Source organism: Bradyrhizobium sp. SPXBL-02 (assembly GCF_051853065.1).
Classification (GTDB): domain Bacteria; phylum Pseudomonadota; class Alphaproteobacteria; order Rhizobiales; family Xanthobacteraceae; genus Bradyrhizobium.
The window spans coordinates 463,610-483,908 of sequence record NZ_CP182474.1 but is presented as its reverse complement, the minus strand read 5'-3'; the positions used below and the strand labels follow the sequence as shown (position 1 = coordinate 483,908).

Annotated in this window: 18 protein-coding genes and 1 tRNA gene; 9 read left to right on the top strand and 10 right to left on the bottom strand. The window is 65.1% G+C overall.

All coding sequences use genetic code 11. The features are described 5' to 3' along the window. Positions 1-105: 105 nt before the first annotated feature. The gene (locus tag ACNJYD_RS02285) at positions 106-528 is read right to left on the bottom strand and encodes a response regulator (RefSeq protein ID WP_439367567.1); all 423 of its coding nucleotides are present in this window, start codon (positions 526-528) and stop codon (positions 106-108) included. Positions 529-1,419: 891 nt separating this feature from the next. Between ACNJYD_RS02285 and ACNJYD_RS02280 the strand changes: the two genes are divergently transcribed. From ACNJYD_RS02280 to ACNJYD_RS02270, 3 genes are all read left to right on the top strand, one after another. Next, positions 1,420-2,118, top strand: coding sequence for a Crp/Fnr family transcriptional regulator (locus ACNJYD_RS02280; RefSeq protein WP_172788851.1), 699 nt, complete (start codon positions 1,420-1,422; stop codon positions 2,116-2,118). Between the two features lie 154 nt (positions 2,119-2,272). Continuing rightward, complete coding sequence (locus ACNJYD_RS02275) at positions 2,273-2,647, top strand: Hpt domain-containing protein (protein WP_172788789.1); 375 nt, start codon at positions 2,273-2,275, stop codon at positions 2,645-2,647. Positions 2,648-2,800: 153 nt separating this feature from the next. Further along, positions 2,801-3,049, top strand: coding sequence for a hypothetical protein (locus ACNJYD_RS02270; RefSeq protein WP_172788790.1), 249 nt, complete (start codon positions 2,801-2,803; stop codon positions 3,047-3,049). Between the two features lie 77 nt (positions 3,050-3,126). On the opposite strand, the gene ACNJYD_RS02265 is transcribed toward ACNJYD_RS02270, so the two are convergent. Beyond that, positions 3,127-3,747 carry a LuxR C-terminal-related transcriptional regulator gene (locus tag ACNJYD_RS02265; protein WP_439365202.1) on the bottom strand — a complete coding sequence of 207 codons (621 nt, stop codon included), beginning with the start codon at positions 3,745-3,747 and terminating at the stop codon, positions 3,127-3,129. Between the two features lie 337 nt (positions 3,748-4,084). On the opposite strand from ACNJYD_RS02265, the gene ACNJYD_RS02260 reads away from it, so the two are divergent. Together ACNJYD_RS02260 and ACNJYD_RS02255 are read left to right on the top strand one after the other, a co-directional pair. Then, positions 4,085-5,248, top strand: coding sequence for a hypothetical protein (locus ACNJYD_RS02260; RefSeq protein WP_212257629.1), 1,164 nt, complete (start codon positions 4,085-4,087; stop codon positions 5,246-5,248). A gap of 601 nt (positions 5,249-5,849) precedes the next feature. Next, on the top strand, positions 5,850-7,058 hold the full coding sequence (locus tag ACNJYD_RS02255; RefSeq protein ID WP_212257630.1) for an EAL domain-containing response regulator: 1,209 nt from the start codon (positions 5,850-5,852) through the stop codon (positions 7,056-7,058). A gap of 48 nt (positions 7,059-7,106) precedes the next feature. Here the strand turns inward: ACNJYD_RS02255 and ACNJYD_RS02250 are convergent, their stop codons facing one another. Beyond that, positions 7,107-7,961 carry an NAD(P)H-dependent oxidoreductase gene (locus ACNJYD_RS02250; protein WP_212257631.1) on the bottom strand — a complete coding sequence of 285 codons (855 nt, stop codon included), beginning with the start codon at positions 7,959-7,961 and terminating at the stop codon, positions 7,107-7,109. Positions 7,962-8,055: 94 nt separating this feature from the next. On the opposite strand from ACNJYD_RS02250, the gene ACNJYD_RS02245 reads away from it, so the two are divergent. Continuing rightward, positions 8,056-8,991 carry a LysR family transcriptional regulator gene (locus ACNJYD_RS02245; protein WP_439365201.1) on the top strand — a complete coding sequence of 312 codons (936 nt, stop codon included), beginning with the start codon at positions 8,056-8,058 and terminating at the stop codon, positions 8,989-8,991. Positions 8,992-9,352: 361 nt separating this feature from the next. Here the strand turns inward: ACNJYD_RS02245 and ACNJYD_RS02240 are convergent, their stop codons facing one another. The 3 genes from ACNJYD_RS02240 to ACNJYD_RS02230 form a co-directional block, all read right to left on the bottom strand. Then, positions 9,353-10,492 (bottom strand): FAD-dependent oxidoreductase, encoded by a 1,140-nt coding sequence (locus tag ACNJYD_RS02240; RefSeq protein WP_439365200.1) that lies wholly within the window; start codon positions 10,490-10,492, stop codon positions 9,353-9,355. A 369-nt stretch (positions 10,493-10,861) separates the two neighbouring features. Continuing rightward, entirely contained in the window at positions 10,862-11,377 is a 516-nt protein-coding gene (locus ACNJYD_RS02235) for a nuclear transport factor 2 family protein (RefSeq protein WP_439365199.1), read from the bottom strand. Positions 11,378-11,462: 85 nt separating this feature from the next. Continuing rightward, positions 11,463-12,524, bottom strand: coding sequence for an aldo/keto reductase (locus ACNJYD_RS02230; protein ID WP_439365198.1), 1,062 nt, complete (start codon positions 12,522-12,524; stop codon positions 11,463-11,465). A 92-nt stretch (positions 12,525-12,616) separates the two neighbouring features. Between ACNJYD_RS02230 and ACNJYD_RS02225 the strand changes: the two genes are divergently transcribed. After that, positions 12,617-13,519 carry a LysR family transcriptional regulator gene (locus tag ACNJYD_RS02225; RefSeq protein ID WP_172788800.1) on the top strand — a complete coding sequence of 301 codons (903 nt, stop codon included), beginning with the start codon at positions 12,617-12,619 and terminating at the stop codon, positions 13,517-13,519. A gap of 196 nt (positions 13,520-13,715) precedes the next feature. On the opposite strand, the gene ACNJYD_RS02220 is transcribed toward ACNJYD_RS02225, so the two are convergent. Beyond that, on the bottom strand, positions 13,716-14,696 hold the full coding sequence (locus tag ACNJYD_RS02220) for a Bug family tripartite tricarboxylate transporter substrate binding protein (RefSeq protein ID WP_439365197.1): 981 nt from the start codon (positions 14,694-14,696) through the stop codon (positions 13,716-13,718). Positions 14,697-14,787: 91 nt separating this feature from the next. Then, positions 14,788-16,428, bottom strand: coding sequence for an FAD-dependent oxidoreductase (locus tag ACNJYD_RS02215; protein WP_439365196.1), 1,641 nt, complete (start codon positions 16,426-16,428; stop codon positions 14,788-14,790). Between the two features lie 111 nt (positions 16,429-16,539). Between ACNJYD_RS02215 and ACNJYD_RS02210 the strand changes: the two genes are divergently transcribed. Next, positions 16,540-17,451 carry a LysR family transcriptional regulator gene (locus tag ACNJYD_RS02210; RefSeq protein ID WP_439365195.1) on the top strand — a complete coding sequence of 304 codons (912 nt, stop codon included), beginning with the start codon at positions 16,540-16,542 and terminating at the stop codon, positions 17,449-17,451. A 35-nt stretch (positions 17,452-17,486) separates the two neighbouring features. Here ACNJYD_RS02210 and ACNJYD_RS02205 read toward each other — a convergent pair. Continuing rightward, positions 17,487-17,576 (bottom strand) — tRNA-Ser (locus ACNJYD_RS02205). Between the two features lie 160 nt (positions 17,577-17,736). Between ACNJYD_RS02205 and ACNJYD_RS02200 the strand changes: the two genes are divergently transcribed. Further along, positions 17,737-18,600 carry an alpha/beta fold hydrolase gene (locus ACNJYD_RS02200; protein ID WP_439365194.1) on the top strand — a complete coding sequence of 288 codons (864 nt, stop codon included), beginning with the start codon at positions 17,737-17,739 and terminating at the stop codon, positions 18,598-18,600. A 542-nt stretch (positions 18,601-19,142) separates the two neighbouring features. On the opposite strand, the gene ACNJYD_RS02195 is transcribed toward ACNJYD_RS02200, so the two are convergent. Further along, positions 19,143-20,279, bottom strand: coding sequence for an ROK family protein (locus ACNJYD_RS02195; RefSeq protein ID WP_439365193.1), 1,137 nt, complete (start codon positions 20,277-20,279; stop codon positions 19,143-19,145). Between the last annotated feature and the right edge of the window lie 20 nt (positions 20,280-20,299).

The window sequence follows — 20,299 nt, the reverse complement described above, 5'->3', positions numbered from 1 at the left end:
TCGCCGCGCGCGCTCTTGAACGTTTCTTGGGCGTTGCCGCGATTTGCGCGATCCGCGCTCGAGGTAAACGAAGGGTTACCCTGCGGCCGAGCGGCTCGTGCGGCGCTAACCGAGCTGCACCGCCGTGGCAACGTCGGAGCGGGGGCGATGCTCTGCCAGGCAATCGTTGATGGCGGCGAGCAGCGCGTCCGGCGTGAACGGCTTACGCAGACAACGCGCGGCGCCGAGCTCCAGCGCCATCCGCAGGAAGTCGGGCGCGGGCGAGTTCAGATTTGCGAAAGCGTAGCCGGACATCGCAATCAGCGGAATCACCGGCGCCTGCTCGTGGAAAATCCGGATCGATTCGAACCCGCGCATGTGCGGCATGAAGATGTCGATGATCATCAGATCGAATTGCTTGTCCTCGAGGGCACGCAGTCCGGCTTCACCGCCCTCGGCGATCGTCACCCGAAAATTGTTGCGCTGGAGGTAGACCTCGATGGCCATGCACACCATCGGGTCATCGTCGACGACGAGAATATGGCGCAGATCGTCTCGCCCCAATTGAGCTTCCCGTTTCGGCGATTCAACGATTGAACCGTGGGGCACGCCTTTCTCCTTTGGTTTCGATGAGGGATGGAACGAACGTCGTTTGCGGAAGCGGACGAGGCGACGCGAACCGGCGCGATGGCCAGCGCGGATGCAATGCCTTCCAGCTCCTGAGGCCCCCTTGCCGCTAATTCCCGCGTACGCGTTGCAGGACGGCCGCCTCGCCAGCGAATCAGTGTGCGCTTCTTAACTCCGCCGCAAATGAAACAGCCTGTCTGCCCTCTAACGGGTATATGGACGTCACCACAACCTTCAGGTTAGTATTTGCGCGCTGTGCACCTGAGTGACGAAGCCGCCCCGCCCGCCGACCATCGAACCCGCCGGATTGACCTGCATGACCGTGAGCGGGCCCCCGCCCAACCAGCTGCTGCAACTGCTCGACGCGGCAGATTTCGATTTGCTGCGTCCGTATCTCGCGGCGGTCGAAATGGTCAGTAAATCTGTCGTGGGTGATCGGCATTGCGCCGGGACACGTCTACTTCCCGCATGGTGGATCCGTTTCGATCAGGGTGAGCCTGTCCGAAGGACAGACGATCGAAATTGCGATGCTGGGCCGCGACCGCGTCGTGGGGACCAGTGCGGCACTTGCCGACGGCATCTCGCCGATGGACGCGGTTATGCTGTTCCCAGGCCTTGGTGGCGTGACGGGAGCACGATGCGAGCCCTGTATGCCGACGTGCACGCAGCGTCGACGCATCGCCAGGGCCGGACAACTTGTCTCAATTGCCAATATATCCCGACGCGAAGATGATGGAACTTACCCGCACACGACGTCATCCGCGCGCTGCGAATTCGAAGGCGCATGGGAACGGGGAGGCAGCCTTGGAAACGATGATGCGTCCATCCAACGGTTTCCTGTCCGCATTGTCGGCGGACGATTATGAATTGATCCGCCCGCACCTGCGAACGGCGGATCTGCCCCACGAGGCGGTGCTGGTCGAGACCGGCGAGACGCTCAGGCGCGCCTATTTTCCTCACCGCGGCGTCATCTCGCTGGTCGTGGAACTGGCCAAGGGCGAGCATGTGCAAGTCGCCATGATCGGCCGCGACAGCCTGCTCGGGACGCTCGCAATCGTGGGCGATGCGTGTGCGTTGAACACGGCCATCGTGCTGGTGCCCGGCGTCGCCTCGGTGGTGGATCTGGACCGCCTGCGCATGGCCGCCGACCAGAGCAGCACCCTGCGCGCACAGCTCTCGCGCCACGGGCTGGCGGTCTACGCCCAGGTGCAGCAGACCGCGGGCTGCAACGCCGCCCATCCGGTGGAGTCGCGGCTGTCGCGCTGCCTGCTGCACACTCATGATCTGTCGGGCGAGTCGCGTCTGCTGCTGACCCAGGAGACCATGGCCCAGATGATCGGAGCCCGGCGCAACAGCGTGTCGCTGGTCGCCAACTCGCTGCAGCAGGCCAATTTCATCCACTACAGCCGCGGGCACATCCAGATCACCAACCTCGACGGGCTGCGCCAGACGGCATGCGAATGCTACGCCGCCGTGAAGGGCCAGTACGACCGGCTGCTCGGCCCGCACTGAGCGCCGCCCGCTTGGTAAACCGGGCGCTAATGCCGGCCTGCAAACACCGGCCATCCCGCTACCGGAACTGAAATTCGAATGCCGTAGATACGCGACATGCCTCGCGCGGCGACGTGCCGCGCGACAACGAACCGTGATCAAGGCAGGCAAGGCCATGTTTGACGTCACCGTCGCGCCTGCGATGGCGCTCGATGCCGAACCCGCGCGCGAGCCGCGGGCGTACGAAGCGCTGGTGCGCGAGATCGGCGAGGACGGTGCCACTGAAGTGCGCGACGTGTTCTGGAGCGAGACCTGCGCACGCCTGCAATTGTTCCGCACGCTCTCGCCTGCGCAGCACCACGCCAAGATCGCGCGCGAAGCGCATTCGTTGAAGAGCGCGGCCGGAACGTTCGGCTATCTCAGGCTCGCAGCGCTGGCACTGCGGCTGGAGAAAACCGCGGAAAGCCTCGGCGAGGCCGAATTCCACGCGATGCTGGACCTGATGGATGCGGCCTACGCCGCCGCGCATGCGCAGGAGCCGCAAGGCTAGTTCGCTTTTTGGCGCGCCCTCGTCGCGCTACTTCGCGTAAAAGCGCTCCCGAACTACCGGCGCGTGTATTCCCGCCGTACTTCTACGGTTTGCGATTTTCACAGATGGCTAATCATAGCTGGCGATAGTCCCGGAAAACCAGGAGGGTTTTCCATGTTCACCTACGAGACCGCCGACCAGAAGGAGGTTCGTCGCTTCCGCATCGCACAGTTCAACGGCCGGATGGCGACGGTCAGGGCCGGCGAGTCGACCGTGACCGGTTTCGTGCGCTCGGTGCTGGAGCAGGAATCGAGCATGCCTCCCCGCTGGACCATCACGATCATTCCGAGCGCGCCGAAGGAAGAGATCAAACCGCTGCGTCCCGCCCCGCGCGCACGTCCGTTCGCCGAAGACTATTTCTGAGCGCGGATTTCCAAACTATCGAGATGGATCTTCGGCATCTCGTCCGCGCCGCCCGAGGGCGGCGCAACCAGCCCGGATCAGTCGATCGCATGCAAGAGCGCCGCACGGACGAGGTCCGCGGTGTTGCGCGCACCGAGCTTGCGCATCGCCTCGGCGCGATGACTCTCGAAGGTGCGCGGACTGATCTGCATGCGCAGCGCGCCCTGCTTGTTCGAGTAGCCTTCGCTGATCAGCCTCAGCACCTCGCGCTCGCGCTTGGTCAGCCGCTTCTGGCCGGACTGGCCGAGCAGATCGGCGCTCGGTGCGCGCGGCGGCTGCAGCACGCGGGCGGCCCTCGATTCTGCCTCCTCGGTGCTGGACGGGGCTGACAAGCCGCCCTTGTGAGCGCCGGCGAGCTGCTTGACCAGGCCGCAAACGCGCTCGGTCTGTGCCAGCGCGTTCTCCACCACCCGCTGCAGATAGGCACGATCGCCCATGGCGGGGACGAGCTGATCGCTGTGATGCTTGATCTCGCCCATGTAGAGCAGCAGCGCGGTCAGGGGGCCGTTGAGCTCGCGAGCGATCGCAGCCGCCATTTCGTCGGCCGCCTGCGCACGAACGGCGCTCAGACGGACGAAATCGGGCTCTTCAGCTGAAGCAGCGCTTTCGTGCCATTCCGACGGCCGCGAATCGGTGGCCGTATCATTCTGTGACCCCATGTCACTCGTTTACCGGAACCGGGGCGGGTCTGTGGTTAACTTTCTGCTCCGTAAGACTACGGTGATTTGGGCCCTTTTACGCTAAAATGACGGCTTCGGCACAATTTGTGCTTGCGCGACGTCGCACGCGACCATGTAGCGGTTGAGTTTTCTGCCCAGATCCTGGTCTCGGACGAGGAAAAGCTCCTCGTGCGGCCGCCTTGCTCCGACATGCGCCCCCCGGATTTTACGGATTAATTAACGGCGACTTGCTTCTCTAGGGAGGTTGAGAGCGCGCAAATGCCTCCACGCATTGGGCCCGCAAGCCCGCGGGCCACGCTGCGAAAGATTGCGTGCCATGGACGAGATCGATCGGCTGTCGGAATTTCTGCAGAGGCTGACGCCGCTGTCGCGCAGCTGTCTGCTCAGCGAGCTCGAGCGGCTCGAGCTGTGCGGCATCGACATGCCCGGTTCGGCCGACATCCAGGCGCGCTTGCGCGCCGAATTCCGCAAGGACGGATCGACCCAGGCGCGCGCCACCAGCCCGTCGCGCTATTTCTTCGCACCGCTGGAGCTGCTGCTGATCGACGGCGCGCCCGAGCATGCCAACATGGGGCGGATCTCGCGCAACACCCTCACCCCGATCTGGGAGTGGATCTGCCGCGACCTGCTGCCGACCATGGCGCGCGACTACATCAAGGCGATCGGCGACCAGGTCGCCGCCAACAACCCGAAGGAAGTGCAGAAGATCGCCTCGATCTTCCAGACCAAGGTCGTCAAGGTCCTCGAGAGCACGCTCAATTCGCCCGAGAGCGCCGAATCTGCGCGCGCCAAGCTCGGGCAATATACGGCCTCGCCCACCGCTTTCGACGACGTCGTGAAGATGCTGCATGTGTTGCGCGCCGGCGATGCGCTACCGAAGTTCAACGCGAAGCTGCCCGAGAAGATCGCGAAGTTCGACGATGGCCAGGTCGCCCAGATCACCGCGCAGCTCGACGCCTTCAAGAAGGCCCATCCCCAGGCGCTGCCCTTCGCGCTGGCGCTGGCGGCGCGACGACTGAAGACCTCATGGCAATTGGTGCGGCTTGCCACCAGGGCGGCTGCGAGCAAGGCCGCCGCAGACGTCGCCGCCACACCCTATGCCTGCGTCGTGCCGATGGTCCTCGACCGGCTCGACGACAAGCGCCTCGCACTTCGCGTCGCACTCCGGCACAACCGGGTGCTGATCGCCCGCGACCTGCTCGCCGAAATCTATGACACCGAATATGCGCTCAAGGTTCGCATCGACGGCATCGAGCATTGCGAATGGGGCGTCCGCCTCCAGCAATTGATGGACGCGATCGCGGCGCTGGTCTCCGCCGAGGTGAGCCGCTTCCCCTCCAATGTCGGCCACATTCTCGGCTCGCGGCGGCTGCGCAGCCACGACACGATCGGCGGCAAGCTGAGCTATCTGGCCTGGAAGGGACGCGACGCGATGCAGGACGGCGCGGCGGCGTTCCGCAAATTGATCGGGCAGACCTAGATCGGGTCCGGCCGCGAAGGCCACGGTGCACAGCGCGGCTAACGCGGCAGGCACAGGAAGCGATCCATGAATCGCCCTGACAGCACGAACCTGAACCACCAATACATCATTCGCCGCATCGACATAGCTGTAGTCCTCGACAGCCCTCCACCAGCTCGGGGAACCTTTAGCGCGAGTGCAGCAATGCGCGTGTGATGTACTTCACATTCTTGGCCGCTAGCCCGGACCCGTTGTCGCAGAATCGTCACGCGCGGAAGGCCGCGACGCGCGCATCGCGGGAAGGCGCGAGTTGAAAGTCGCCGTCGATTAACGCTGCGCCGGCTTGATCGCCGCCTCGGAGCAACCGCGCGCGTGCATCCCTCGACGCCGTCGAGCGGCAAGTCGCGCGCCGATCGCGCGCGCAGGCATTTCACCTGCAACAACCGGCGCTGCGCGTGTGGTGCTCGGGTATGCGAATTCATTTCGAAGAATCTGTCGACAAATTAGCTCGAATTGCAGGGCTTAACGTTACTCAGATAATTCAAGAACGATGTGAAGCTCTCCTTATTTGAACCCACGCTCCGCGGTTATGAAACCGTCACGGAACGGGAGTGGTGTTGCAATGAACGATGGGATGATTGAGCTCGTCGGACGAAGGCCTGTGACCTTCGGACGACGAAAGGTGACGCCGCGCGCCTGCGTGGCCGACAGCAAGCGTCACTTGCGCGCCTTTCTCAGCGAGATCCTCGAAGATCTCGGCTTCGTCACCTGCGAATGCGCCAGCGCCGACGAGCTGCAGACCGTGCTTGCCAGCGAACTGCCCGACCTGATCCTGCTCGGCGTCGCCGCCGACGGCATCGAGCCGGGACGATTCCTCGAAATCCTGGTGCGCGAGGCATTTGCCGGCAAGGTTCTCGCCGTCGGCGCCCGCGATTCGATCATCGTCAAAGCGGTGCGGCAGGTCGGTGAGGAATACGGCCTTGCGATGCTGCCGCCGCTGACGACGCCCTTTGCCGCGGAGACGCTGCGCGAGCGCGTTGCCATGCTGCTGCCGGAGGAGCCGGCGCCGAGCCCGGCCGTGCATGTCGGCGAGGCCTTGCATGCCGGCTGGCTCGAGCTCTGGTACCAGCCCAAGATCGACGCGCGCACGCTGGTCCGCAACGGCGCCGAGGCCTTGGTGCGGATGCGGCATCCGACCTGGGGCGTGGTGCCGCCAGCCTATTTCATCCCGGAGCCGCACGATCCGCATTTTCGCGCGCTGTCGGAGTTCGTGATCGATCGCGCCATGCAGGACTGGCACTATCTTCTCGAGCAACAAAGTCCGGTCGACCTGTCGATCAATCTTCCCGCCTCCTATCTCAGGGAGCCGCAGGCGGTGCGCGATCTCTGCCGCCGCGTGCCGACACACCCGGCCTTCGGCGGACTGACGGTCGAGATCGACAGCGAGGAGGCGATCCGCGAGCTCGATCTCCTGGGCGAGGTCGCGCGCGAGGTCGGCCTGCATAATATCGGCCTGTCGATCGACAATCTCGGCGCTAACTGGCCCTCGCTGATGGACCTGGACAAGATTCCCTTCGTCAAGCTGAAGGCCGATCGGCAATTCGTCACCGGCAGCGGCGGCGACCGGCTGAAGCGCACGGTGTGCCGTCACATCGTCGAGCTGGCGCAGGGCTTTGGCGCGCGCGCGGTGGCGCAAGGGGTCGAAAGCCGCGCCGATCTCGTCGCCGCGAACGAGCTCGGCTTCGACCTCGTGCAGGGCTTTCTGTTCGGCAAGCCGATGCCGCTGAAGAAGTTTGCACGGAGCGCGCTGACGCGAACCGTGATGGGATGAGCGCGTCGCGCTCCCAGCCCTGGAAGCGCGACGCGAGCTGTCTCGCAACTACGCGGTTACGGCGCGGAGATTTGTCGTCGATCGAATCACGCCAGGCTTGTCCGCCGCGCCGCATTCATCAGGCCGATCGAGGTGGAGCGCGAAACCGCGCGCCTCGGGCGACTCGAGCCCGGCGCGGAGCTGCATGCTCGGAATGACGTAGTCGCCGCCATTCTGACGCCGATAGGGAATCGGTGACGTTGTCGCAAGCGTTCTCATCCGCATCCGCAGGCGTTCGGCCGCCGCGGCGAAAGCGGCGTCGTCGAACCTGTCGGCCTGATAGACCACGAACGGCGGCAGGACGTCATAGCCGGGATAATAGAGAATGCCGTGATTGATCGGAAACAGCAGGTCGTCGATCGGCCCGTTGATGCCGCGGGCGGAATAATGGTCCTGCCAGCCGCCGGCGGTCACGATCAGCATCGCGCGTTTGCCGGCCAAGGTGCCCTCGCCGTAACGGTCACCCCAGCGCTTGTCGCTGTGCTCGCCGACGCCATAGGCGAAGCCGTAGGCGAACACGCGGTCGACCCAGCCCTTGAGGATCGCAGGCATGCTGAACCACCACAGCGGAAATTGCAGGATCAGAACATCCGCCCACAGCAGCTTCTCGATCTCGCCCTTGACGTCGGCGGTCAGCGTGCCCGCTTCGAACGCCTGCTTGGATGCCGCGGCGACCCCGAGACGCGCATCGATCGGCAGCGACGGGAAGTCGCCGCGATCGACCTCGGACCTCCAGCCCTCGGCATAGAGGTCGGAGACCCGCACGTCGTGGCCCTGGGCCTCGAGCTCTCTGATGGCGACATCCCTGAGCGAACCATTCAGCGAGCGCGCTTCGGGATGAGCAAAGACGATCAACACTTTCATGTCAGCACCATTGGATTGATGATTTGCGATCGGCAGATAGCGCCCTGGACCGCGATCCGGTAGAAGCGGCCAATGGATAAGATTGTGCCGGAAAATGGATAGGTCGGAGGTTACGCTCGAGCGCATGCGCAGCTTCGTGCGCGTCGCCGAGCGCGGAAGCCTGTCCGCGGTCGCGCGCGAGCTCGGGATCGGCCAATCCACGGTGACGCGGCACATTCGAGAGCTGGAACAGGCGGTCGGCGTGCCGCTGCTCACCAGGACCACGCGCAGGGTCACCGTGACGGCGGAGGGCCGCAATTACTACGCCGACTGCGTGCATATCCTGCGTCTCGTCGAGCACGCCGGCGACGAGGCGCGCTCGACGCGCGGCGCGCCGGCCGGAACTGTCCGGGTCTCCTGCACCGCGGCGTTCGGCGTGCTCCACGTCAGCCGCTTCATCTTCGCCTTTCAGGACATCTATCCGGACGTGTCGGTCGACCTCAGCCTGACGGACGAGCGGATCGACCTCGTCCGGGAGGGCGTCGATGTCGCACTGCGCTTGGGACCGCTCGCCGAAAGCTCGATGAAGCTGAAGCCGCTTGGCCAGTCGCGGCGGCTGCTCGTGGCCTCACCCGATTATCTCGCCGCGCGGGGCCGGCCCGCGCGCCCGCAGGACCTCGCCCATCACGAGGGCGTGCGGATGTCCAACATCGCAGGCAGTGATGTGCTCGTGCTGCAAGGGCGCCGCGGTGGCCGCCATGCGATCCCCTTCTCGGGGCGGCTGCGCCTGGATCACGGGCTGGCCGCGCGCGAGGCGCTCGCGGCGGGCCGCGGCATTGCGCCGGCGCATCTTTGGCTGGTCAGCGACCTGCTCGCGGACGGCCGCCTCGAACGCGTGCTGCCGGACTATTCGCCGCCGCCCGTTCCGCTGAACATGCTGATCGTGCCGGAGCGGTCCGGCGTTGCGCGCGTGCGCCTCCTGGTCGATTTCCTCGCCGAGCAGATCGCGCGATTGCCCGGGATCGAAAGGCCTCAATCCGGCAGGAGATAGAACAGGCGGTTTGATCTCACGCAAACCGCCGCGCGGCGCTCTGATCTGGTGCCGTGACGGCTGAACGCTTCGCGGTCAGCCATGGAACAACAAAAGTGCGAAAACAACCCCATGCACAGTAGACGGGGGTTGCAAGATCAATGGGTTACGCGGAGGGCTGGATCAGGTGCGGGCCGGACAGGATTTCGGGAGCCAAAAAGCCGAGGAATCTCCCGTCATTTGCTTCGTCGGGCAAAACAGGAGCATAGTGCCAAGATCGCACGAGGTCGCACAGGCAGGGCTCTGGCTCGGGTCTCTTAAAGGCGTCAGCCGCCGGACGGTGCGCGTTTTGTGCACTGTCACCGCAACATCCAGCAACCGCTCAGGCGAATTGAGAATATCGGGACAGCTGAAAGAAGGGTTCTGCTTCGTACGACGGATCGGTGGCAAGGCGAGCAAGCCTTTGCCCGATGGCGGGCGCGAACTTCGCACCATGGCCTGAACACGCCGAGCAGACGATCAGGCGGGACTCCGGCCAGCGATCGATGATGAATTCCTCGCCCGCGTCTAGCAGGCGGTCGGCGGGCGCGGTGTTGGTGTAGAGGCAGACGTCGCGATCGATGATGGGCCCGGCCGCGCCCGGGACGAGGGCGGCCAACGCTTCGCCGATCGGGCGGAGTTCGGCATCGGTGGCGTGCGGACCCCAATCGTCGGGGCCGACCACGGGCCCGTGGTTGTGAGGCGCCGCTTTAACGCCGCGCTGTTCGAAGTCCGGAAAGCCGTAGACCATGTCGTTCGGACCTCGGTCCAGAATGAAGATCGGGAAACGACCGAGCGCCACAGTGTCGGGGCTAGCGGGCGCGAACCAGCCGACCGCCTGTCGGGTTACGTTCAGCAGCGCGGCGAGTTGCGGGAGTGCGCGACCGAGCCATGGGCCCAGCGCCAGAATCGCGCGCTCGGCGAAGAACTCTTGGGTCGCCGTGCGGATCGACACGCCGTCGCGGTGCGGCGTGAAGCTCGCGCGTTCCGGAATCACACGGTCGCGAGCGCGTGCGCGCATCAGTGTCATGACGACCTCAGTGTGCAGGATCGCGCCGCCGTCCTGCACGACGACGTCCCAGTCGCCGGGCAGGTTGAAAGCCGGAAATTCCTTGTTCGCTTGAGCCGCGGTCAACATCGGATCCGGACGCCCTTTCGCGATCGCGGCCGCGCGCGAGGATGCCACCATGGCGGAGCCGGGGCGGCCGGCCTCCAAAATAGGGGTTTCCGTCAGAATCGTTTGACCGCTTTCGGTCTGCAGCCGGATCCAGCCGGCATGAGCCTCGTCGCTCAGGCTGGTGTAGTTGGGGTTTTCGAAATTGAAGCGACGGAAAATGCGACATGAACCATGTGACGAGCCTCGATCCGAACCTGCTACGACAGGGTCGAAGCCGAGCGCATCGACGCCGGCATCCAGCAATGCGCCCAGCGCTGCTCCGCCCATGAGCCCCAGACCGAGCACGGCGACTTCGCATTTTAGCATGAAGGCCTCGCAAGCGATGCTACGATGCGGAGATCATCCTGATGATTTCGCGGGTTGGCAAGGTCTGCGGGAGGGCGATTGCGGCCGGCATCGACACGCCGTATCAGATCGTCTGCAGGCTTGCTCCGCCTCTCCCGCTTGCGGGAGAGCATAGGCCGCCTTCGGCGGCCGTCCTTCAAAAGGACGCCGAGGCGTAGCCTCGGCTATCGCGCTCGCAGAGCGCGGCGGGTGAGCGCTCTCGCCGCGCAGGGACGTCCTCAGTTAATCTCGATAATCCCAGCGCGGAGACACCCTCTCCCCACCCCTCCCCCGCAAGCGTGGGAGGGAGCGCACCTTCCCTTGTCGCGATCAAGCCTACTCGCACCCCGCCTATTGCGCTGGCAAAGGAATACGCCGCAGGACGTCGTCATAGGGTGCGAGGTCGAGATAGGCCGTGACCTCGGCCGCCTTGCCATCCTGCATGCGCATGATCCACGCATAACTGTTCGCGTAAGGCCTGCCGTCACGGGCCACGCCGCTGCCTTCCCAATGCGCGATGACGTGATCACCATCAGCGAAGATTCTCACGGCAGTAGGACGCACTGGTGTCGACAATCGGCTGGCGAACGGGCGGACCGCTCGATCGAGGAACACCTCGCGCCCTCTGAACTCGCCAACGCTTGGACCGGATCCCTTGATGCGCCACACCACGTTTTCGTGCAGCAGGTCATTGAAGAATCTGGTTCCTCCCGCCGCCCATCGATCGAATGCATCGGCGACGACCCGCTTGTTGTCGCCCTGCACCGAACTGGCCTGTCCGCAAGGCGCGGCCGTTGTCAGGCTGGATGCCGTGAAGATGACCGCATAGAAGCACCACGCAAGTACGCGATTGACCATGACTGCCATTGTGTCTCCCTTTCTGGTGCAAGATGTCGTTCTGCCCCGAAGTGATGCACGCGCGGTCGGTCGAGATCGGCGACCTGTTGCTGATCTAGCGGCGCCGCGCGACGCTGGCGCCGCCAAAGATGAGTTGCTCCACCATGGGGCGGCGCAAGAAGCGGCCTGGAAAGATCGGATCTGGCGCGGTCGCCTGGTCGAGGCGCGCCATTTGCTCAGGAGAAAGCGAGATCCCCACCGCGCCGAAATTGTCTTCCGCCTGGTCCAGCGTGCGGGCGCCGATCACCGGCGCGGTGACTGCAGGATTGGCCAGCGTCCATGCGATGGCTACCTGCGAGGACGTTGCGCCGAGCTCCGAGGCGATGGTTCGCACCATTTCGGCCGCGGCGAGCGATCGCTCGTTGAGAAGGCCGGACGACGCGATGATCGAGGCGCGTGTGGTTCCGACGGCTCGTTCCTGAGAATCCCTGAGATCGGTCCGGGTGTACTTGCCGGTGAGCACGCCGCCGCCGAGCGGCGACCAGGGCAGCACGCCCAAGCCGAGGGTCGCTGCCAACGGAATGAGTTCATGTTCGACGGTGCGCTCGACCAGATTGTATTCGATCTGGAGGGCAACGAAGGGCGACCAACCGCGCAGATCTGCCATCGTCTGCAGCTGTGAAATGCGCCAAGCCGGCGTGTTGCAGATGCCGACGTACAAAATCTTTCCGGTGCGCACGAGATCGTCCAGGCCGCGCATCACCTCATCCGGCTGCGTCGTCGCATCCCAAGCGTGGAGGTAAAGCAGGTCGATGCGGTCCGTATCGAGTTGCCGCAGGCTCTGCTCCACGGAACGAACCATGTTGAGCCGGTGGTTGCCGCCGGAATTGGGGTTGCCGGGATCGCGGGCCATGGTGAACTTGGTCGCGAGCACGAGGCGATCGCGCTTGTCCCGTGCGAACTGGCCGACCAAGCGCTCGGAAGCGCCATTGGTGTAGTTCACCGCGGTGTCGATGAAATTGCCGCCGCGGTCGACGTACAGATCGAAGATCCGCCGTGCCTCATCGGCATCGGATCCCCATCCCCATTCGGTCCCGAAGGTCATCGTGCCCAGGGCAAGGGGAGATATGCGCAGGCCGGAGCGGCCAAGCAGGCGGTATTGATCGAGCGACGTCATCAGAGCCTCCTTCGTGTGCTTCGGAGGTAGTCCCCGGTGAGAGGTGGGAGAAGTTGGCCAATGATGACTGGGGTGGTAAGCCTAGCTAACCAATGACCACCGACCTGAACCTCGTCGCCGTTTTCATCGCGGTCGCGGAAGCCAAGAGCTTCCGTGGCGCCGCCGAGCGGCTCGGCGTGACACGATCCGCCGTGAGCCAAGCTGTCCGACGCATGGAAGACCAGTTGGGCGTGGCTCTCGTCCAGCGCACGACGCGCAGCGTCAGTCTCACCGAAGCCGGCGTGCGCTTGCATCAGCGCGTGGCGCCGGCGCTCGCCGAAGTCGAACAGGCGATCAATGGCGCCCGCGACCGTGACGCGCAGCCGACGGGGCAGCTGCGTCTCGCCGTCTCATCGATCGCCGAGCGTTTCATTCGCGGTCCATTGCTGGCCGAATTCACGCACGCCAATCCCGGCGTGCGGGTTGACGTGACCGTGACCGATGACGAATTCGACATCGTGGCCGAGGGCTTTGATGCAGGCGTCCGGCTCGGCGAAGTGATCGAGCAGGACATGATCGCCGTGCCGGTCTCGGGCGATCAGCGCCAGCTGGTCGTGGCCGCTCCGGCCTATCTGGAACGGTTCGGCGCCCCCTCTCATCCGCGCGAGCTTGCGCAGCATTGCTGCATCGGGTGGCGGCCGGCGCCGCACGTCGCTCCCTACCGCTGGGAATTTGCGGAAGGAGGGCGCGAGTTCGACGTCGCGGTGGAGCCGAGGATCACGACCAACGACATGTGGGTCATGGTGCGGACCGCCTGCGCGGGAGGCGGCCTGACATTCGGCATGGAGGAAACGTTTCGATCCTATATCGAACGAGGAGAATTGGTGCCCGTGCTGGAGGAATATTGCCCGTTCTTCCCCGGCTTCTTCCTCTACTTTCCGGATCGGCGGAATCTTCCGCCGAAGCTGCGCGCGCTGATCGATCACGTGCGTTATCGGCCGAGCGGAAAGCGCTAGCGCGGCAGTGAAATGAGGCTCGATCGCCGCAAAGACGAACGTGCGCTCCCTCTCCCGCTTGCGGGAGAGGGTTGGGGAGAGGGTGTTTCGCAATGGGACAATCCCCAAGAGGAGAAAGCCCTCACCCGGCGCTTCGCGCCGACCTCTCCCGCAAGCGGGAGAGGTGAACGAGCCGCGGCAATCCCTCAAGCCCGCTCTAGTTTGCCTTGATGCCGGCCTCGCTGATCAGCTTGCCCCATTTCGTGCTCTCGCTCTCAATGAAGCGGCCGAACTGCTCCGGCGAGGTCGGCGCAGGCTCCGCGCCGAGGGTCCGGATCTTCTCCGCCACGGAAGGATCCTTCAGCGCCTTGGTGAAGGCGTCGTTCAGCCGTCCCATGACATCCGCAGGCGTGCCGGCGGGCGCAACGAGCCCGAACCAGCCGACGGATTCGAAACCCGCAATGCCGCTCTCGGCCAGCGTCGGCACATCGGGCAGGGACGAAAGACGGCGCGCGGAGGAAACGCCGATGGCGTTGAGCTTGCCATCGAGGATCAACTGCCGCGATGCCGGAATATCCAGCACCGCGAAGGGGACATGGCCTGCGAGAACATCGACCGCCGCCGGCGCCGTCCCGCGATACGGGACCAGCTCCATCGCGATTCCGGTCTTCTGCGTGAACAGCGCCGCGGTCAAATGCATCGCCGTCGAATTGCCGCCGTGTCCGATGGACAGCGCGCCCGGCCTCGCCTTGGCAAGCGCGATCGTCTCCGCAGTGTTACGCGCCGGGATATTCGCGGATGCGACCAGCACAAAGGGAATTTCCGCGAGCAGGGTGATGGGCGCGAGATCCTTCAGCGCGAACGGCATCGCGGCGTTGAGGTGTGGATTCACCGTCAGCGCGCCTGCCGGCGCCACGCCGAGCGTGTAGCCGTCCGGCCTCGCCTGCGCGACCGCGGCCATGCCGATGTTGCCGCCGGCGCCGGCGCGGTTCTCGATCACCAGGCTCTGCTTGAGCTCGGCTGTGACCAGCGGCTCGAGCGCGCGGATGACGGTGTCAGCGCTGCCGCCGGGCGGGAAGGTCACGATGATCTTGATCAATTGCTCGGGATAGGCGGCGTGGCTTGCCTTCAGCGGCAACACCGCGAAAGTCGCGGCCGTCAACACGGCCAGGATGCGGCGCCTTGCGACGTGAAACACGTTCTCCTCCTCCATGCGTTCCTGTTTTTGAACTCGGCTTCTCGAAGTTGACCTGGCGAGCTGCGCCGCCAGCCGACCGCTCGGTGTCGTCTTACGCCGCAGCGCCAGTGATACGTGCCAGCAGGCCCAGCGGGTTCTCCGGCGCGGACTGCCCGCGCCAGGCGATGTGCTGGTCGGGCCGCGCCAGCACGAGCTTCTCGGCATAGGCGCCGTTCGCCTCCTCCGGCGCAACGTCGACCAGCGCCAGCGGCACGCCCCGCTGCTTTGCAGCGTCTTGCAGCGGCGTCACATCGATGGCCGGGTCGAACCGCAGCAATGTGTAGCCGGGGCCGAAGGCGTCGTAGAGCGAGCGTCCGTCGCGCAGGAACAGGTGCGGCGCGCGAGCGCCCGGCACGGTGGAGGGCGTGAAGCTGCCCATCGCATAGGGCGGCGGCGTCTCGCCGTCATATGCGATGATCGGCGAGGCATCGTAATAGTAGCCAAAATTGAGGCCGGCGCAGCAATATTGCTGCACGTTGAGATCGTAGGCCGCTCTCGCCAGCGCCGCGCGCGCCGCGTGGCCGCGCGGCGTGTCGTCCTCGATCTCCGAAGGTACGCCGCCGCGCTGCGCCATCATCTTCATCGCATGGTCCATCGCAAAGCGCGACACCTGCTCGGTGATGGGCTGGCGCTCCGCCTCATAGGCATCGAGGATCGCAGCCGGCGCCCAGCCGTTCAGATGCGCCGCCAATTGCCAGCAGAGATCGACGGCATCCGCAATGCCCGCATTCATGCCGTAGCCGGCATAGGGCATCCACAGATGCGCGGCGTCGCCGCAGATGAAGACCCTGCGGTCGCGGAAACGATCGGCCACGAGGCGGCGTCCGACCCAATCCTCCTTGCTGAGCACGCGGTATTCGAAGCGCTCGTCGACGCCGAGGATGGCGCGGATGGCCCAGTCGCGATCGACCGAATCGAACTCGGGCTCGTCGGGCTTCAGGTGGTTGTGGATCAGCCAGCGGTCGTGACCGTCGATCGCAACAACGGTGCCGGAGCGGCGCGGGTTGAGCGCGAGCACCATCCAGGCCGGCTTGTGTGCGCCCATCAACTCCTTCAGTTGCGGGGCCTCGATGAAGGTCGACTGCACGCGCTGGATCACCGGCGTGCCGGACAGGCTGGCACCGATCGCTTTCCGAACGAGGGATCGGCTGCCGTCGCAGCCGATCACGAAGCTGGCTTCGATGCGGAGCGCATGTCCGCTGTCGAGATCGCGCGCCAGCGCGACGACATGGTCATCGTGCTGCTCGATGTCGGTGATTTCGGTGCGCGCCAGGATCTTGATGCGCGGCTGCGCGGCGGCATGGCTGAACAGGATCGGCTCGAGATAGACCTGGTTGATCCGGTGCGGCGGCTCGGGCGTCGGCCACCAGGTGTCGGGGCCGCCGGTCGCGCTATAGCGGCGCGCGCGGGAGGGAATGTCGATGCGGCAAAGCTCGATCCCGGTCGCCGTGGTCCGATAGGAGCAATCGTTGGGAAAGTCCGAAGGAAGTCCCGCATCGCGCAGCCTGGCGGTAATTCCGAGCCGCCGAAAAATCTCCATCGAGCGCGCCGACACGTGATTGCACTTGACGCTGGGCGGATCGCCGGCGTGACGGATCTCCGCGACGACGACGTCGATCCCGCGCGAGGCGAGATCCATCGCCGCAGTCAATCCGACGGGCCCGGCGCCCACCACCAGCACTTGCGCTCTCATGCTCGCTCCAATCCTTGCCGCGGATTCTGTCCGACCGCACGGCATGCATTTTATTGCAGGCCCGCTTATGAGATAAGCCGGAAAGTACTCATCAATTCATGAGCTTTTCCGATGAATGTCACCTTGCGCCAATTGCAGGCCTTCACCGGCGTGTACCGGACGCGCAGCATCACGCGGGCCGCCCGCGAGCTCGGCATTACGCAATCGGCGGCGAGCCTGTTGATCCAGCAGCTCGAGACCCAGCTTGGCGTCAAGCTGTTCGACCGCTCCACGCGTTTGGTGCAGCCGACGCTGGCTGCCGACGAGGCGTTCCACGCCGCCGAACGTATGCTGAGCGATGCGCAAGGCCTCTCGCGCCGCATGCGTGACCTCGCGCAGGCCCGCGCCGGCAGGGTCGCGTTTCTCGCCTCGGCCGGCACCGCATCGGCGCTGCTGCCCATGGTGCTGGCGAAATTCCGCGCCAGCCATCCCGGCATCGAGATCGACATGCGGGATGTTGCCGCCGACGATCTCGTGCCACGGCTGAGCACGACCGATGCCGAGTTCGCGATCGGCAGCGTGGAAGGCGAATTCGCGGACATGACGATCGAGACGCTGACAAGCGGCCGCCTGAGCGCGATCGGCCGCCGCACCGCGGACTTCGCCGCACGTCGGTCCCTCACCTGGGACGAGCTGGCGCAACTGCCGACCATCGCGATGCGCCGGGAGACGCGGATCCGCATGCAGATCGATCAGGCCCTGAGCGCGCAGGGCAAGCGTCTCGATCCGACCTATGAAGTGACCTTGATCAACACCGCCCTCGCCATGACGGCGCAGGGTCTCGGTCTCGCGATCCTTCCCGCGACGATGCTGCCGGCCGACCAGTTCCCGACACTGATCGCAAGACCGCTCGTGCGCCCCGCCCTCACGCGACCCGTGTCGCTGCTGCAGCGCCAGGGCCGAACGCTGTCGCCCGCGGCGCAGGCCTTCGTGGCGACGGCGCGGGCGGTGCTGGCCGGGCGAACGGCACCGGCATCAGGTTGATTTTGCGGAGCTATTTGGAAGGATCGTCGTTGAGCTGGCGGAGAGGGAGGGATTCGAACCCCCGATAGGCTTGCACCTATGCCGCATTTCGAGTGCGGTGCATTCAACCACTCTGCCACCTCTCCTGAAGGCGCCATATAGGAGCTGCGGCCCCTGTGGTTGGGGGCGTTAATAGGCGAGGATGGCGGGCCAGACAAGGCGCGAAAGGGGAAAATCCGCTGCCTGTTTCAGCCCTTGTCGGCCCATTTGTCGTCCGATTGGCCTCTAAGCGCGAAAGGAACCGCCATGGAGCACCTGACCATCAAGGCCAACGGCGCTGATTTCCACGTGGTCCGCGCCGGAAAAGGCAAACCGCTGCTGTTGCTGCATGGCTGGCCGGAATTCTGGCTGACCTGGGAGCCGGTCATATCGAGGCTTTCGGGCCGGTTCACGCTTGTAGCGCCTGACCTGCGCGGCTTCGGCGACAGCGACAAGCCGGATGGCCCTTACGGGCCGGACGGCCACGCGGCCGACATGCTGGCGCTGATGGACGCGCTCGCCATCGACCGATTCGGCGTGGTCGGCCACGATGTCGGCGGCGCGGTCATGCAGCCGCTGGCCCGGCTGGCGCCGGCGCGATTCGCCGGGCTGTTTTTCTTCGATTTCGTCTATCCCGGGATCGGGCCGCGGATGGCGGCGCCCGATCGGCTCAACCACATCTGGTACCAGTCCTTTCACCAGATGCAGATGGCGCCACAGCTCGTTGGTGCGAGCCGGGAGAGCTGCCGGCTCTATATCGGCCATTTCCTCAAGGGCTGGGCGCACCGGAGAGGCGCCTTCGACGACGTGCTGGAGGCCTTCACCGACAATTTCCTGAAGGACGGCAACCTCGCCGGCGGCTTTGCGCATTACCGCGCCTCGCATGAAGGGCGGGTTGCGATGATGAAGGGCGAAGCGCCCAAGCTGCCGCCGATCGCGGTGCCGACCTGCGTGCGCTGGGCCGAGCACGATCCGCTGTTTCCTTATTCGTGGACCGATCGGCTGGGCGACACCTTCAGCGATCTCGACCTCAAGATGTTTCCCGGCGTCGGCCACTTCCCGCATCGGGAAGATCCGGATCGCGCGGCCAGCGAGATTGCGGCGTTCTTTGCGCGGGTGGGGTGGAGTTGAGGCGCAAGAAGGCCGAACTCGGGCAGCGATGGACCTGGTGCGGCGGCCTGCGCGCACGCCTCGTCCTTCGAGACGGCGCTTACGCGCCTCCTCAGGATGAGGCTCATCAGCGTCAGTGCCCGTTGAAGCTGCAGCCACGCACTCCGCCCTCATCCTGAGGAGCCCGCCCAAGGCGGGCGTCTCGAAGGATGGCAGCAGCGAAAACTCTCAAATGCCAATGTTCGGAAAACAAGGTGGGACCGCCAGACGCGGTAAACACTGGCGGTCCCGTGCCGCTCATTGAAATACTGGCCGTGAAGGGCGGCTTCGCCGGCCGAGTGGAAGCGACGGCTAGACCCTAGCGGGCGGCGGGTTTCCCGCAACGCAATCCGTCCCTTAACCTAACCGGTCAAGGTTACCCGGGCGCGGTAAGGCCGGGGGCGGACATGCGGTCAGCATGATCGAGACCGAAACCCCTCACCCGAACGGCATCTCTCGATGCCATTCGACCTCTCCCTTCGGGAGAGGTGGGCAGCGCCGCGTGGCCGATCGACCCTGGCCGCTCAGTCGCCCTTCTTGCTGTCCTTATCCTTTTTCTTCCCGCTCTCCGTGGAATCCCGGTCCTTGCCGTTGCCGTTCTCCTTGCGGCGATTGGTGAAGCGCGCGTTGCCGAGGCCGGTGCCGATGGTGAGCACGCCCCAACGCTGGACATGCTGCATGAACGGCACTTCCGACAGGCCCTGAACGACGCCGTCATTGTGCATCAGGATCGCGGTGTCGTGGTCGCCGATCTGCGGAATGGCCTCGACCAGGCTCGCCGGCAGGTTGAACTTGCTGCTCTCCCAATTGCCGGGCAGGTTCTGCGCGCCCTTCTCGATCGAGCCGTCCGCGTTGATCACGCCGGGACAGGCGATGCCGATGAAGGGTGCGAGCTTGAAGCCTTCGGCCGCGGCGTCCTCGACCAGGCCTTGCAGCATCTTGACCAGCCGCTTCACGGCGGCTTCGCGGCTCGGCTCGTCGTCGGCATGGCGCCACAGTTCGGACTTGAAGACGATCGCCTTGGACAGATCGGGCGCCTTCTTCCAGCGGGTCTCGACGATGCCGCAGCGGATGTTGGTGCCGCCGATATCGACGGCGAGAATGCTGTCATAGGCCTCGAAGATCCAGGACGGCGCGAGGTGCAAGGCTCCGATCAGGCCGGCATCGTCAGGGTCGAAGCGGATCGGCACCAGGTCGACCTTGAAGCCCTCCGATTTCAGGATGATCTCGGCCCGGGCAATGGCGATCTCGCCGAGCCTAGAGGCGCGAAAGCCGCCCCCGACCACGATGCATTCGGTCTTGGCCCAGGCCTTGGTCTTGAGGAATCGCCGCGTGACATAAGCGAGCTCCTGCGCGAAGTCCTCGATCGCGCTGTGCACGACGGCGGTGGCCTCGGTGTCGTCGCCGACCAGAACGGCATCGAGGAGCTTCTTGCTGATCTTGTCGGAGGGCTCGTCGCCGAACGGATCCTCGCCGCTCTTGCGTAAGGGTTTGCGCCATTCTTCGAGGATCTCGCGAAAGGCGCCCTTAGAGGCGCGGTCGCCGAGAAACCCGTCCTCGTCCTTGATCTCGATGTTGAAGCTGTCGACATCGACCGACGGCAGGCGGCTCGCCCCGTGCTGGGCGATGCCCGTCGTCTTGACCAGTTCGTCCGTCGCCATGATAAGCCCTTGCCCGCGTG

Bases quoted from the DNA above. Each gene is read 5' to 3' on its own strand.
- ACNJYD_RS02280 (WP_172788851.1), top strand. From the start codon at position 1,420: ATGATGCGTCCATCCAACGGTTTCCTGTCCGCATTGTCGGCGGACGAT.
- ACNJYD_RS02275 (WP_172788789.1), top strand. From the start codon at position 2,273: ATGTTTGACGTCACCGTCGCGCCTGCGATGGCGCTCGATGCCGAACCC.
- ACNJYD_RS02270 (WP_172788790.1), top strand. From the start codon at position 2,801: ATGTTCACCTACGAGACCGCCGACCAGAAGGAGGTTCGTCGCTTCCGC.
- ACNJYD_RS02265 (WP_439365202.1), bottom strand. From the start codon at position 3,747: ATGGGGTCACAGAATGATACGGCCACCGATTCGCGGCCGTCGGAATGG.
- ACNJYD_RS02260 (WP_212257629.1), top strand. From the start codon at position 4,085: ATGGACGAGATCGATCGGCTGTCGGAATTTCTGCAGAGGCTGACGCCG.
- ACNJYD_RS02255 (WP_212257630.1), top strand. From the start codon at position 5,850: ATGAACGATGGGATGATTGAGCTCGTCGGACGAAGGCCTGTGACCTTC.
- ACNJYD_RS02250 (WP_212257631.1), bottom strand. From the start codon at position 7,961: ATGAAAGTGTTGATCGTCTTTGCTCATCCCGAAGCGCGCTCGCTGAAT.
- ACNJYD_RS02245 (WP_439365201.1), top strand. From the start codon at position 8,056: ATGGATAGGTCGGAGGTTACGCTCGAGCGCATGCGCAGCTTCGTGCGC.
- ACNJYD_RS02240 (WP_439365200.1), bottom strand. From the start codon at position 10,492: ATGCTAAAATGCGAAGTCGCCGTGCTCGGTCTGGGGCTCATGGGCGGA.
- ACNJYD_RS02235 (WP_439365199.1), bottom strand. From the start codon at position 11,377: ATGGCAGTCATGGTCAATCGCGTACTTGCGTGGTGCTTCTATGCGGTC.
- ACNJYD_RS02230 (WP_439365198.1), bottom strand. From the start codon at position 12,524: ATGACGTCGCTCGATCAATACCGCCTGCTTGGCCGCTCCGGCCTGCGC.
- ACNJYD_RS02225 (WP_172788800.1), top strand. From the start codon at position 12,617: ATGACCACCGACCTGAACCTCGTCGCCGTTTTCATCGCGGTCGCGGAA.
- ACNJYD_RS02215 (WP_439365196.1), bottom strand. From the start codon at position 16,428: ATGAGAGCGCAAGTGCTGGTGGTGGGCGCCGGGCCCGTCGGATTGACT.
- ACNJYD_RS02210 (WP_439365195.1), top strand. From the start codon at position 16,540: ATGAATGTCACCTTGCGCCAATTGCAGGCCTTCACCGGCGTGTACCGG.
- ACNJYD_RS02200 (WP_439365194.1), top strand. From the start codon at position 17,737: ATGGAGCACCTGACCATCAAGGCCAACGGCGCTGATTTCCACGTGGTC.
- ACNJYD_RS02195 (WP_439365193.1), bottom strand. From the start codon at position 20,279: ATGGCGACGGACGAACTGGTCAAGACGACGGGCATCGCCCAGCACGGG.